Origin of the sequence: Hyphomonas sp., from assembly GCF_017792385.1 — a bacterium.
GTDB lineage: Bacteria > Pseudomonadota > Alphaproteobacteria > Caulobacterales > Hyphomonadaceae > Hyphomonas.
The window spans coordinates 2333937-2347514 of record NZ_CP051230.1; the positions used below are offsets into that span (position 1 = coordinate 2333937).

At 61.1% G+C, this 13578-nt stretch carries 9 protein-coding genes; 3 read left to right on the plus strand and 6 right to left on the minus strand.

Features of this window, described 5'->3' with window-relative positions; genetic code table 11:
• Positions 1-65 precede the first annotated feature (65 nt).
• From HF955_RS11565 to HF955_RS11580, 4 genes are all read right to left on the minus strand, one after another.
• Positions 66-2375: a Tex family protein gene (locus tag HF955_RS11565; protein ID WP_291075273.1), complete on the minus strand. Its 2310-nt coding sequence runs from the start codon at positions 2373-2375 to the stop codon at positions 66-68.
• A gap of 143 nt (positions 2376-2518) precedes the next feature.
• Positions 2519-3538, minus strand: a complete 1020-nt coding sequence (phnE, locus tag HF955_RS11570) for a phosphonate ABC transporter, permease protein PhnE (RefSeq protein WP_291075274.1) — start codon at positions 3536-3538, stop codon at positions 2519-2521.
• A gap of 1 nt (position 3539) precedes the next feature.
• Positions 3540-4328 (minus strand): phosphonate ABC transporter ATP-binding protein, encoded by a 789-nt coding sequence (locus HF955_RS11575; RefSeq protein WP_291075275.1) that lies wholly within the window; start codon positions 4326-4328, stop codon positions 3540-3542.
• Between the two features lie 10 nt (positions 4329-4338).
• Complete coding sequence (locus tag HF955_RS11580) at positions 4339-5358, minus strand: phosphate/phosphite/phosphonate ABC transporter substrate-binding protein (protein WP_291075276.1); 1020 nt, start codon at positions 5356-5358, stop codon at positions 4339-4341.
• A gap of 151 nt (positions 5359-5509) precedes the next feature.
• Between HF955_RS11580 and HF955_RS11585 the strand changes: the two genes are divergently transcribed.
• The gene (locus HF955_RS11585) at positions 5510-6340 is read left to right on the plus strand and encodes a MurR/RpiR family transcriptional regulator (RefSeq protein ID WP_367279791.1); all 831 of its coding nucleotides are present in this window, start codon (positions 5510-5512) and stop codon (positions 6338-6340) included.
• Here HF955_RS11585 and HF955_RS11590 read toward each other — a convergent pair.
• Positions 6337-7113: an HAD-IIA family hydrolase gene (locus HF955_RS11590; RefSeq protein WP_291075278.1), complete on the minus strand. Its 777-nt coding sequence runs from the start codon at positions 7111-7113 to the stop codon at positions 6337-6339. The genes HF955_RS11585 and HF955_RS11590 overlap by 4 nt on opposite strands.
• Before the next feature lie 258 nt (positions 7114-7371).
• Here HF955_RS11590 and HF955_RS11595 point away from each other — a divergent pair, with 258 nt between their 5' ends.
• Entirely contained in the window at positions 7372-9993 is a 2622-nt protein-coding gene (locus HF955_RS11595; protein ID WP_291075279.1) for a TonB-dependent siderophore receptor, read from the plus strand.
• 127 nt (positions 9994-10120) lie between these two features.
• Complete coding sequence (locus tag HF955_RS11600; RefSeq protein ID WP_291075280.1) at positions 10121-11653, plus strand: alkaline phosphatase D family protein; 1533 nt, start codon at positions 10121-10123, stop codon at positions 11651-11653.
• A 115-nt stretch (positions 11654-11768) separates the two neighbouring features.
• Here the strand turns inward: HF955_RS11600 and HF955_RS11605 are convergent, their stop codons facing one another.
• Positions 11769-13547 (minus strand): ShlB/FhaC/HecB family hemolysin secretion/activation protein, encoded by a 1779-nt coding sequence (locus tag HF955_RS11605; protein ID WP_291075281.1) that lies wholly within the window; start codon positions 13545-13547, stop codon positions 11769-11771.
• Positions 13548-13578: the final 31 nt, after the last annotated feature.

A 13578-nucleotide genomic window follows, 5' to 3' on the forward strand; every position in this document is an offset into this window, starting at 1 on the left:
CACTTCCCTGCGCCGAAGAAATGATCGCCGTACAGATTTCAGGTCGCCCTTGAAGGGCTAACTTGTCAGCGCTTCAGGGATTTCAGCACGTCGAATGGACTGCTGCTCTCCCGGGCACTGGCCTGGCCTGTGGGTGTCCGACCTTTCGTCTTGGGTGCGGAGCGCGCCGGGGCATTCGTCTCATTTCCCGATGTCGACTTCATGCTGAGGCTGATGCGCTTCTGATCGACATCCACGTCCAGCACGCGCACATTGACGATGTCGCCAGCTTTCACGACATCTCGCGGGCTTTCCACGAAGGAATCGGAAAGCTGAGAGATGTGGATCAGGCCGTCCTGATGAACACCGATGTCGACGAATGCTCCAAAGGCGGTGACATTGGTGACGACCCCTTCAAGGCGCATGCCGGCTGACAGGTCGGTGATCTTGTCGACGCCCTCCCGGAAACTGGCCGTCTGGAAGTCGGGCCTCGGGTCCCGGCCGGGTTTTTCCAGTTCGGCGATGACGTCCCGAATGGTCGGTATGCCAAAGGTTTCGTCGGCGAAATCGGCAGGATTGATTTGCGACAGCACAGCCTTGTTGCCGATCAATGATGTCACCGGCTGGCCGGTCGCCTTCGCGATCCGTTCGACCAGTGGATAGGATTCCGGGTGGACCGCTGATCCGTCGAGCGGGTCCGTGCCCCCGACGATGCGCAGGAAGCCGGCTGATTGCTCGAAACTCTTGGCGCCCATGCGCGGCACCTTTTTCAATTGCTTGCGTGTCTTGAACGGACCGTGTTCATCGCGAAACGCCACGATGTTTCCCGCCAGCGTCGCATTGAGGCCGGACACATGGGTGAGCAGGGGGGCTGAAGCGGTGTTCACGTCCACGCCGACGGCATTCACGCAGTCTTCCACGACTGCACCAAGGGAGCGGGCGAGCGCGCCCTGGTCCACATCATGCTGATACTGGCCAACCCCGATCGCCTTGGGCTCGATCTTGACCAGTTCCGCCAGCGGGTCCTGCAGGCGCCGGGCGATCGACACGGCGCCGCGCAGACTGACATCCAGGTCCGGAAACTCGTCTGCGGCCAGTTGGGAAGCGGAATAGACGGAGGCGCCGGCTTCCGAGACCATGAGACTGGCGAGTTTGAGTTCAGGGGCGGCCTTCGCCACGTCCGAGACGAGAGCATCTGTCTCGCGGCCCGCTGTGCCGTTCCCGACCCCGACAAGGTCCACATTGTGGCGCGCAGCAAGATCCTTGAGGGTTTTCATCGCGCCGGCGCGGTCATTGCGAGGCGCGTGAGGATAGATCGTGGCGGTCTCTAGAAGTTTGCCGGTGGCATCGACAATCGCAATCTTGCACCCGGTCCGGATGCCCGGATCAATGCCCATCACGGTTTTCTTTCCGGCTGGAGCGGCAAGTAACAGATCCTTGAGATTGCTGGAAAACACCTCAATGGCTTCCGCTTCCGCGCGTGCTTTCAAACGGGCGAGTGAATCCGATGCTCCGGATTTGGCGAGTTTGGTGGACCAGGCCTTCTCTGCCGTTTCCTGCATCCATCGGGCGCCGGCGCTGCCCGAGGCATTGACCCCGAACTCCCGGCAGATGCGGGAGATCGCGTCGCGCGGTGTTTCCGCCTTGCGTGCCTGAATGCCGACACCGACCTTCAGCACGCCTTCCTTCTCCCCGCGCAGCATGGCCAGGGCACGGTGTGACGGCATCTTTTCGAGGGGCTCTGCGAAATCGGCATAGTCGCGGAATTTGTCGGCTTCTTTTCCCTTCACGAGCCGGGAATTCAGTTCCCCTGCGTTCCAGAGTGTTTCACGGGCATGCCGGGCGAGGCTCGGTGTCTCTGCCATACGCTCGATCAGGATGTCCCGTGCGCCCTCCAGCGCCGCCGCCGCTGTCCCAACGTCCTTGCCAGGATCCACAAAGGCGGTTGCCAGGCGTTCGGGGTCGCCTGCACAGGCGAGCAATTTCTCGGCGAGCGGTTCCAACCCCTGTTCGCGGGCAATGGTGGCCCGGGTGCGCCGCTTCGGCTTGAACGGACGATAAAGGTCTTCCAGTTCAACCTTTGTCTCCGCCGCGAGGATGGCCCGCTCCAGTGCCGGGGTCAGCTTGCCCTGTTCGGAAATGGAGGCGAGCACCGTTTCACGGCGCAATTGGAGTTCCGTCAGATAGGCGTGGCGTTCGGCCAGCTTGCGCAATTGCGTATCGTCCAGTCCGCCCGTGCGTTCCTTTCTGTACCGGGCGATGAAGGGGATGGTTGCGCCTTCCTCGATCAAGGCAATGGTTGCCTCGACCTGTGCCGGGCGCACGCCAAGATCGCGCGCGATGATCTGTGCCAGCGGGAAGACTGCAGGAGTGTCGGACAGTTTGACGGCAGGCATGGATGGTCGCTCCTATGGAAGACAGGTTCGGGACACTGCGTCGCGCGCCCGGCGCTTCCGCAAGCCACCCATGTTGAAGAACAAGGTTAATCAAATATTGCCGCCGGCGAGGGCAACGCATCTGCCGGGCGACAGGCCGCTGCTCAAACCTCGACAAGGCGCTTTCGGACGCGCGCAGAGATCATGTCGAGGGCGACAACGGTCAGAAAAATGACGAGCAGGATGGTGCCCACCCGGTCGTACTGGAACATGTCGAAACGTCCCTTCATTTCCTGTCCGATCCCACCGGCTCCAACAAGACCGATCACGGTCGCCATGCGAATGTTCCGGTCAAGAATGTAGAGCGACAATCCGGTATAACTGGGCAGGATTTGTGGGAGGACGGCGAGGCGCAGAATGGTGAACGTGCCCGCCCCGGTTGCTCTCAGGGCGTTCTGCGGGCTCTTGTTCGCGGCCTCTATGTCTTCTGCGTAGAACTTTCCGAGAAAGCCGATGCTGTGGAAGGTGAGCGCAAGAATGCCGGCGATCGGACCGAATCCGAAGGCCAGCACCAAAAAGAGCGCGCTGATCAGTTCCGGGATTGACCGGAGCATGGAAACGAACGCCCTTGCGGTGACATAGGCAACCGGATGGGGGGAATGATTTTCCGATGCCAGCCAGGCGAGCGGCAGGCTGAGGCCGATGGCGATCAGGCTGGCCCAGATCGCGATCTCGATCGTTTCAAGCATCTTGCCCAGCACAAAGACCAGGTATCCCACCGGCTCGACCAGAAAGCGGCGCTCGCTCGAGATTGTGGTCATTTGCAGCGTATCGGGATCGAGCTCCGTGGTCTCGACCATCACGGTTTCCAGCCGAGACCAAACCGGCAAGGCCGTTTCGTCAAATCCTTCGATCAAGTCGACCGGGCGTCTTTCGGCAATCGCGATGGGAAACATGTCCCCCGTCACGCTTTCGATGCCTCGCCCGACCTGTGAGGTCTCGGCCTGTCCGGTGAAATCCAGGACGAAATGCCCGATCTCGACCAGCATGCGGTCCAACTGCATGCGCTGGGCCGACAAACTGGCAGCTGTCAGCACGATCAGGAGTATGGCGATGGAGCGCCAGCCGAAGGGCTGCTTCAACTGCCAGTTCGGTGCGGCGGCGCGGGCAGGGATTGTCGACATTCTATGCCACCTCCCTGCGTACGACGGACGCCCCGGACGCGATATTGAAGATCGACTGAACGGCGTCACGTGACAAGGCGTCCGGCGGCCCGTCAAAAACAATCTGCCCGTCATTCAACCCGATGATCCGGTCGGCGTAACTTTTCGCCAGATCGATCTGGTGAAGCGAGCAGAGCACAGCCGCACCGCGTTCCTTTGCGGCACGTTTCAGCAATTCCATTGTCTCCGTCGAGGATTTCGGGTCGAGGCTGGCCACTGGCTCGTCCGCCAGGATCAGGCCTGGATCAGACATCAGTGCCCGGGCAATTCCCACCCGTTGCTTCTGGCCGCCTGACAATTGCCCGGCCTGCCGGTTGGCATGGTCTTCGGTCAAACCGACTTGATCCAGAAGGGCGCAGGCCTTGCTCTGGATGGCTTTCGGATAGATTTGGAGTGCGACGCGCCACCAACTCAGCCTGGCTGCCACTCCCGACATGACATTCTGCGCGGTGGTCAATCGGTCGGACAGGCCGTAATCCTGATGAACCATTCCGACGGCCTGCAGGCGCTTGCGGGCAAGGGGCGCGCCGTGGAGGAATATGTCACCGGCATTCACGGGGGTGAGGCCCGCGATACATTTCAGCAAGGTGGATTTCCCTGATCCCGAGGCCCCGAGGACAACGCAGAAACTGCCCGGCGCGACGTTCAGGGAAAAGTCCCGGAGAATGTCGGGGCCGCCCTCATAGGATTTGAATATGTGCGACACGCTCAGGGCAGACATGCTCGGCGCCGTTCCAGATTGATCCGTCATGTGAACAGGTCTAACCGCGCTGGTCCGAGACAGCCTTGCGCAACAACGCGGCCATATAGTCTTCGGTCAGGAAAGAGGTTGCCTCGATGACGCTGTCAAACAGGGCCTCGCCGGCTTCGGTGTTATAGCGGTCGACGCGTTTGCCACCATAGCCCCGAATGGCGTCCGGATTGACGCCAGCGGCGTTGTGAACCCGGCTCATCGCCAATCTGAGCCGGGCCTTCGTATCCTCCGGAAGGCCTGTATGCATGGCGATGGGGGGATTTGGAATCGGGGCAGACCTTGCGAGAATTCTGAAGGCTCTCGGATCGAGGCTCCCCTGATTTACGGCGCGCTCAAACGAGACGAAGGATGCGCCTGCGGCATCGGCATGCCCGTTCTTCAGCGCAAGGAGGCTGTTTGTGTGACTGCCCGTGATGCGTATGCCTGCCAGATCGTTCAGCGGGTCCACATCTTCCTTCCTCAACAGGGCCAGCGGATAGGAGAAGCTGCTGGCAGAGTGGCTTGATCCGAGCGCGACGGCGTGTCCGGTCAGATCTGAAGCATCCTGGAAGTCCGAATCCGAAGCGACGAACAGTCCCGCATAATATGTTGAAGCGCCGTTCCGCTCCTCCACGGCAAGCAATTCGGCGCATCCCCGCTCACGCGCCTCGATATACGAAGCCGGGCCGAACCAGGCAATGTCGGTCAATCCGGCGCACATGCCCTCGATCACCGCTGCATAGCTCTGCCCGGTGCTTACGGTGAAATGCAGGCCGCTGCTCCTCGTGATGGCATCGAACAGGGGCTGGAAGTCTGCCTTTGTGCCGTCTTCCGTCCCGCCATCTGCAGGAATCAGCATTACCCGAACCGGGTTCTTCGCAGTTCCGATGGCGTCGGCCAATGCGGGAAGCGGCGACAGCAACGTGGTGCAAATCATGATGGCGGCGGAGAGGATGCGCATCTCGGTAAACCCCGTTTCACCCGGCGAGCGCATCAATTGATGCGTCGCAGCATTGTCGAATGAGGGCGTAGCATCGGCTTGTGACATTGGTGTTACGGAGTTCATATATCCTTGATAAAAATTGAGTAGTATTCAATCATGCCGCTGTGAATGCGAAGGGATGCTCATGCCGGAGAACAAGACGAAACGGAAATCCGCCACCAAGAAGCGGTCGGATGTCGCGATTGTCGACAATGTGATGACGCGGATCCGTGTCCGGCATCCGTCCCTCGGGCCGAGCACGCGCTCCATCGCCGACTTTGTGCTGGAAAACCCACGCAAGGTTGTGGGAATGTCCGTAACCGAACTTGCCGAGGCGACGGGGGCGAGTGATGGGAGTGTGATCAATTTCTGCCGGCAACTGGATTTGTCCGGCTTTCAGCAATTGAAGCTGAGCCTGGCGCAGGATGTTGTGCAGCCGGTTCAGTTCATCCATGAGGATCTCCAGCCGGGGGATGACACCGGCACGGTGTGCCGCAAGATGTTCCATGCGGGCATTCAGGCCCTCAAGGATACGATGTCGATTCTGGATGCGGATGCCGTGTCTGCGGCGGTGGAGATCATTCGCTCCGCCCGGCGGGTCGAGATCTACGGCATCGGCTCCTCCGCGCCGATTGCTGAGGACGCCCAATACCGCATGCTCCGCATCGGCCTTGATGCGCGGGTCGTGGTGGACAGCCATGTCCAGGCGATCAGTGCCTCGAGAACCGGGCCGGATGTGGCCGTGCTTACCATCTCGCACTCCGGCGCAACCCATGAAACGCTCGCCGCGACCCGGCTCGCCAAGGATGCAGGCGCCAAGACGATCATCGTGACGAATTTCTCGAGTTCGCCGCTTCAGGCCTATGCCGATGTGAAGCTGTTCACCATGGCGCGCGAGACCAAATTCCGTACCGAGGCCATGACCAGCCGGATCGCCCAATTGTGCGTGCTGGATGCGTTGATTGCAGCGCTGGCACTGGCCGATTATGACCGTGCCACCGAGACTTTGCGCAAGACATTCGATGTTTTGTCTCTGAAGCGGTTCTAGCCGCCGCGGCCCTTTGCCAGGGCGTCGAATACGTGAGGCGACCGGGCCGAGGTGAGGATCGCCTGCATGCCGAGCGCCTGTGCGCCGGCAATGTCGGTCATCGGGTTGTCCCCCAGCATGACAACCTCTTCCGGCGCCATGCCCAGCGCCTTGCACCCGAGCTGGAACAGGTGCGGCGACGGTTTCCCCACAATGTCCATTCGGGTTTCGTCCAGGTCCACACAGGCGCGAATGGCGGCGAGCAGCGATCCGGTTTCCGGCTTCAGGCCACCATCCGGTGCTGGGTGCGTAAGGTCAGGGTTCGCGACGATCAGGTGCGCGCCAGCCGCCAGGGAGTTCACCGCGCGCTCAAGACGCCGATAGGTGAAGCGCCGGTCGCGCAGCAGGACCACGGTGTCGGCATTTTCCTGTGTCAGGCTCAGACCGAGGTTCCGGGCAATCCCGCGCATGTGGGGATCACCGAGAACCATCGTGTTCACCCCGTTCCAATCTGTTGCACGGTGCAGCGCCTCGATGCCGGCAAGGAGTATTCTGTTGCAGGGGAGTTCTATTTCGTCCCGCTTGAGTATCGCCTGAAAGTCTTCCGGGGTGCAGGTGGAATTGTTCGAGACGATGGCGACCCGCTCCTGATGTGCGCGCAGGAACGCGGCGGCTTCCGGGATCAGGGTGTTCCCGAGCGCGCAGCAGCCATCCCAGTCGACCAGGAATCCGGATGCGGAGTTGCCGATATCGGTGATTTCTTCAAGGCGTTCGGCAGGATACTCATAGGCCATGGTCCACTCCGGCAAGGGCTGTTTCGTGATGAGTTTTTCTCAATAATAAAACCATCATGATGTAAATATCATTCATACAATGTTTTCTTAATCTTCATGGAAGTGTCGCGTTGAGCCTCTAGAGCACCCTCGTGGCAGGGGGCGCCCGCCCGCCTCCGGCCGCGGTCCGCCGATCATGGCGATCCCTGGGGTTAGATGGAGAGACCAGCGATGAGATTTGAGACAAGCAGAAGTTTGAGACTGGGCTTGAGCGCCCTGATGGCGACGGCGGCAATTCCCGCCGCGCTGGCGCAGGAAGCCGAAACCGGGGAGAATTCCCGGCGCCTGGAGACGATCCGCGTGGAAGGCCAGGCCGTCGATGCCTCCGCATCCGACATTGCGGTGGACTTTGCCGAGTTCGGCACGCAGGTCCAGCTGATCAGTTCGGATGAAATCGAGACCGGCGGCTTCACCAATTTCGGTGAACTGGCTTCCGGCCTGATCCGCGGGGCAAACATCGGATATTCGCCGGATGAAGGCGAATTTACCATTCGGATCGATGGCGGCACAGACCGCGACACCTTGTTGCTGGTGGACGGTGCGCCCTTCTTTGACCGCTCCTCCCCACTGGAGGATTTGTGGCCGGCCACCGCAATCGATCCCCGCATGATCGAAAGCGTTGAAGTTTATCGCGGCGGCAACAGCCTGTATTTCGGGTCGAATGGCGGCCTGGGCGTTGTCAGCGTCAAGACCAAGCGCCCCGATGGCACTCAGAAAGGCGAATTCGGCGTCTATGCCGGATCGTTCAAGACGCGCGAGTATTATGGCAACATGTCGTTCCCGCTCGACAAAGCCGGAAAGCACTCCGTGCTTGTGTACGGACGGTCCTATGAAACCGATGCACACGAGCTGTTCGACGAGTCGGCCTATAGCGACAATGTGCTTGCTCTCGGCGGCCGCCATGAATTCCCGTACAGCTTCAACAGCCTCGGCATCAAATATCTCTGGGACATCGCGCCCGAGACCGAATTGCTGCTTGGCGCCTCCTATACGACGATCGATTTCCGGGATTCCTTCCCGCAGAGCACGGTGTTCCAGCCAAACTTCACCGAATTCCCGATCTATACCGGGGAGTTCAAGCACCGGTTCAGTGACAAGCTGAAACTGAACATCGAGGCGCACTATCAAGACCCGCAGCTGAAGAACAACGAGATCGACGCGCAGATCTGCCAGATCCCGCGCCTCTCTGACCTGTCTGCCGACATCCAGACCCTCGCCGCAAATCAGGGCATTACGGGCTTTTCCACCGCTTCGGAGTTCGAGAGCTTCGCGGCCGGCATACCCGGGCTGGCTGCCGGCTGTGTGACCAATCCGGTCGGCAGTGCAGGCGGTGCCTCGGATGACAGCTGGAATGGCGGCAGCTCGTTCTACATCAACCAGGATCCGGACAGCCCATTCTACGGTCAGCCCTACGGCACGCACGAGAATCCGTTCCCGATCGGCGCTCCGATGGGATACGTCATCCAGTCCACGGCCAGCTTTGGCGATGGCGGCCTGACAAAGGGCTTCGGTACGACGGACCAGCGGGAATCCGGTTATGTCGATTACGGCATCAATGCCCGCGCGACCTATACTGTGAACGATTATCTCGAAATCGTCGCAGGCCTGCAGAATACAAGCTATACTGACAATTCAGACGACTCCTTCGGCGTGCGGGATGTCACCCTGACCAGTACGGGCGTCTATGGCGACCTGCGCGTGACGCTGCCGGTGCTGGACGGCTTCAGCGGCTCCTTCGCGGCCCGTCAGGACTTCAATGACAATTTCGACGACCAGTCGATCTGGAAAGTTGGTCTGCGCCAGGATTTCGGGCGCGGTATCTATGCGCGTGGCTCGGGCGGCACGTCCTACAGCCTGCCGAAGATCGACGAGATCGGGGCCTTCGGTGCCGGATCGAATATCAATCCGGGCCTGCAGCCACAGGAAGTCAATGCTTTCAATATCGGTGCAGGCATCGACGGCGAAATCTTCGGCGGCACCTACAATGTCGAAATCGGCTATTTCGAGACGGAGATCAAGAACCTCTTCTCCAGCCGCGCGGTCGGGGCGGTCTGCTTCGAATATGCCAATGACATTGCCAATCCGCTGTTCAACAATCTGACGAATGACACCGCCGCCATCGAGCGCAATCGCAGCTCGATCGTCGCGCCTGATGCTTTCTGCGCAACCGCAGCGGCCGGGCTGAATGATCCGGGCGAGACCGTCGCCGTGAACGCACTGCGCCAACAGGATATTGAAGGCATCACGCTGGACGTCGCCTTCGACTTCGACAAATGGCAAGCCGATTTCAGCTTCACGGACATGGAATCCCTGGAGCCGAACCCGATCTATGGCGTGGCCGCCCGTCTGGATGGCACGACCACCGATCTGGACTTCGTGGTTCCGGGGCGTGCGGGAAGCGCCGAGTTCCGCCAGTCCTCCGAACGGCCGGAATGGACGCTGTCGGGCCTCATCACCTACACGCCGACAGATCGCTGGGTCTTCTCCCTCAATCCGCGTTGGCAGGGGCCGGAATGGGCCTATGCCGGTACCAGCCTTGCGCGGATGGTGGACGAGGACGGCAACCGCGTGGTCGAGGATCTGAATTTCGGTGACTATTTCGTGCTGAACGGCTCGGTGCAGTATTTCATGGGTGAGGACAAGCAGCATCGCTTCCTGATCCGCGGCGTGAACCTTCTGGATGAGGATTATTTCGAGCGCGCCTCCGGCGGCTCTGGCTACAGCCGGGACCGGGCGGTCGTGCGTGGAGAAGTCGGACCGAACGACAGCGCCTATTACCGCCAGTATGGATGGAACGGCAAGCCGCGCTCCTTCTGGATCCAGTACGAGTATTCGTTCTAGCCATTCGATAGCTAGGCCCTGTTGCCGCAGGGCCTAGCCTCCACCCCCGATCGAATGGTTCTGGTCACCGGCGAAAAGACCCCCGCCGGTGACCTTTCTCCCTCACCATAGGATGAAAGGAAGCAACATGTTTTCCCGTAGACTGTTTCTGGCATCGTCCGGCGCCGCCTTGTGGTTGCCGAAACTGGCCGCCGCGCAGGGCGGCAAACGGCATTTCACGCTGGGTGTGGCCTCCGGGTCCCCTCGTCCGAACAGTGTCATTCTCTGGACGCGACTGGCGCCCGATCCGCTTCAGGGCGGGGGCATGCCGGCCGGAACGGCGCAGGTACGCTATCGTGTGTGCTCTGACGAGATGATGCGCAACACCCTGCAGGATGGCGTCGTCGAGACGTCGGACGCCAAGGCGCACTCGGTTCATGTCCGCATCGAAGGCCTCAAGCCGGGACGGGAGTATTTCTATCAATTCTACCATGGCGACGAGGAAAGCCCGATCGGCCGGACCCGCACATCCAGCCCGGATGATGCCTCCGCCAGGATAGCGCTGGCCTACTGCCAGCATTACGAGACCGGCCACTATGCGGCCTATCGGGACATGGCTGAATGGCTGCCCGACTGCGTCATCCATACGGGCGACTATATCTATGAGGGCGGGGTCAGCCCGCTCGGTGCCCGGATGCGGGATGTGGGCGGCGGCGAACGCCGACTGTTCGAGATCGTGCGCCAGCATGATGGCGACGAGATCACCTCGCTCTGGGACTATCGCAATCGCTATGCGCTTTACCGCTCCGATCCGCACCTTCAGGCCGCGCATGCCTGTGCCCCCTGGATCGTCGCAATGGATGATCATGAAGTCGACAACAATTGGGCGGCGCAAACCCCGCAGGATCCGGAAAAGCAGACGCCCCTGGAATTTCAGGTTCGAAAATACATGGCCTTCAAGGCCTATTATGAGCACATGCCCATCGAGCAGCCACCCATTTTGAGGAACATGGAACCCGCGCTGCAATTGTACGGCAAATATGTGTTCGGGCCGGCGCAGGTACACCTGCTGGATACACGCCAGTTCCGGTCCGACCAGCCTTGTGGTGATGGCCGCAAGCCGTATTGCGACGAGGCGCTTGATCCATCCCGCACCATGCTTGGCCAGACACAGGAGACATGGCTGACCCGTGAACTGAAACGGTCGGACGCCGCCTTCAACGTGATTGCCACGCAGGTCTGGTTTACGTCCTATCGCTACAATGCGCCGCCGGATGGTCCGATCACCAATCTCGATTCCTGGGACGGCTACCCCGCTGCGCGCGAACGTCTGAATTCCGTCCTGGCAAATGACGTGTCCAATCCGGTTTTCCTGACCGGGGACTGGCACACCGCCATGGCCTCCACACTGTATGAAAAGCCGTTCGATCCCACGTCACGGCGACTCGGGCATGAATTGGTGGGGGGGCCGATTTCCTCCTATTGCCCGTGGGCGCGGGACATGGAGGTCATGCGGGATGCCAACCCGCACGTATCGTATCTGAATGGCAGGAAACAGGGCTATCTGCGGGCCACTTTCACGCGTGACACGTGCCGGGGCGAGTTCCGGGTGGCTGAGGATTCGGGGCGGCCGGACTCGCCGGTTTTCACCGACACCGACATCCGGACTGCGGATCTGTAGGATCGGCCTGGATGGCTGGACAATCCGCTGGCAACCTGTTGAAGGCGAACGGGTTTCCGGCACCGGTCCGGCCGCGCACTTCATGCGAGGGAATGCGCGGCCTTGACGGGGCGCGTCAATACTGGATGCCGATCCGGAACATCACATTGACGTCGCCTGACTTGCTGGCCTTCTGATCGGTCAGGGGGACAGCACCATAGAGGGAGCCATGGAAGTTGCCCCCCATCCGGAAGTCGAAGCCTCCCCCCACGGACGCAAAGGTCTCCCCGTCTCCACCGCGCCGGTTGGCGCCATATCCCAGATCGGTTGACACGAAGGGCGATACAGCGCCGCGGTCTCCAAACAGTACGGGCTTGGTGTAGAGGCTGTTGCGGAGGATCAGCCCGGAATCATAGGCGCCATCGTCCAGCAGATATCCGCGGACTCCGGCATTGCCTCCCAGTGATTTCTGTTCCGTATCGATCAGGACATCGCTGGCGATCTGGGCAGAGATGTCATTGCGCAAGACGAACAGGTCATTGACGTCTGTCGTTCGGCTGAGGTCCAGATTGCCATAGGTATAGGCGGTGTCCGTGACTCGCCCGGATGTATAGGCCGAGAAGGCCGAGACCGTGTTCGCGCCGGACAGGCCCCCCGGGGACACCCGCATTTCGGCCCGGACATTCGTCGTGCCCAGCGTGTCGACGAAGGTGTTGTCCCAGCCGGCATAGAACTGAACGACTTCAGCCGTATTGCTGACGGCCAGAATGGAATCGAACCGTCCTTCCAGCGTCGCCTTGCGGTATTCGATGCCAACCCCCACTTCGCCGGACCCCGGCGGGAGTGTCAGTTCCGAGGCGACCATCCGGTAGCCGACGGCTGCCTGCTGGACCTTGGACCGGATTTCGAAAGGGTCAGACAGCCCGTTCGACTCGACACTGGCCAGCAACACCTCGACTGCGCGCCGCGGCTTTGTCGGCACGAAGGCGCTCACCAGATGGCTTTGATAGTCCGCATGACCCCCAAAAGGCGCCAGCCCATTGTCGAGCACATCGGTGCTCGTCGCCAGCTGGTAGGTCAGGACAGATCCGGTGCCAAGCGAGTCGCCCAGCGTCGCGGACGCCCGGAAACGGGTACGCCCGGTAGATTTGGTGCCGAAATTGTCAATGCCTGCCCGAACCAGCCAGGGGCGGGCTTCCTCCACACGGACGGTCAGGTCGGTGGCGCCGGACGCCGTGCCGGGGGCAAAGTCCGCCACGACATTCCGGAAGGGGGATCTCGACAACCAGTTCAGATCATCCGCCAGCGCGTCCGAATTGATCAGGTCTCCACGCTTCACGCGAATTCCGGCAAGGGCCTCCTTCGGGGTCATGCGGCCCGCGGCGATGGCGGCGCGGTCTCCAATGCGGAACTCCTGTACGCGCAGCTGCAGCACACCGCCGGTGACTTCCTGGGCCGGGGTGGAAATGGACACGAACGGCATGGCGCGGGCACGCGCCCAATTGGCCACTTCGGCCTCGATTTCGGCGATCAGACGCAACGAAATCGGCTTGCCCATATAAGGGGCGAGCCGTGCCCGGAAGGCCGGGTCATCCACCAGCGGAACGCGGCGCGTGTCGATCCCTTCGCCGGTCGCGGCCGTCTCCAGCACGGAGTCTGAATCCCTGAGAAACACCAGGCCCATGAGGGGGCCGGCAATCGGGGCAGGGTCCGCGCGTTCCGGCACAAGGTTTGGCGGGACGATCACTGCACGATCCTGTTCGAACTCGACGAGCGGATCGGTCTCGATCGGCGCGGCGAGTGCGGGGGCAATGCCAGCCATCAGGGCGAAGGATCCGAGGGCGACGGATCTCATGCCGCGTGGGGGAGCCCCGGCCAGAGATACGGCGGTCCGGGCAGATGTCTTGACCAGCATGCTCTCTCCATTTTCTGTCGTAAAAATCATT

Excerpts from the sequence above, each read along its gene's own strand:
- HF955_RS11565 (WP_291075273.1), bottom strand. The coding sequence starts at position 2,375 with ATGCCTGCCGTCAAACTGTCCGACACTCCTGCAGTCTTCCCGCTGGCA.
- HF955_RS11605 (WP_291075281.1), bottom strand. The coding sequence starts at position 13,547 with ATGCTGGTCAAGACATCTGCCCGGACCGCCGTATCTCTGGCCGGGGCT.
- HF955_RS11600 (WP_291075280.1), top strand. The coding sequence starts at position 10,121 with ATGTTTTCCCGTAGACTGTTTCTGGCATCGTCCGGCGCCGCCTTGTGG.
- HF955_RS11590 (WP_291075278.1), bottom strand. The coding sequence starts at position 7,113 with ATGGCCTATGAGTATCCTGCCGAACGCCTTGAAGAAATCACCGATATC.
- HF955_RS11575 (WP_291075275.1), bottom strand. The coding sequence starts at position 4,328 with ATGACGGATCAATCTGGAACGGCGCCGAGCATGTCTGCCCTGAGCGTG.
- HF955_RS11580 (WP_291075276.1), bottom strand. The coding sequence starts at position 5,358 with ATGTCACAAGCCGATGCTACGCCCTCATTCGACAATGCTGCGACGCAT.
- HF955_RS11585 (WP_367279791.1), top strand. The coding sequence starts at position 5,510 with ATGACGCGGATCCGTGTCCGGCATCCGTCCCTCGGGCCGAGCACGCGC.
- HF955_RS11595 (WP_291075279.1), top strand. The coding sequence starts at position 7,372 with ATGGCGACGGCGGCAATTCCCGCCGCGCTGGCGCAGGAAGCCGAAACC.
- phnE (WP_291075274.1), bottom strand. The coding sequence starts at position 3,538 with ATGTCGACAATCCCTGCCCGCGCCGCCGCACCGAACTGGCAGTTGAAG.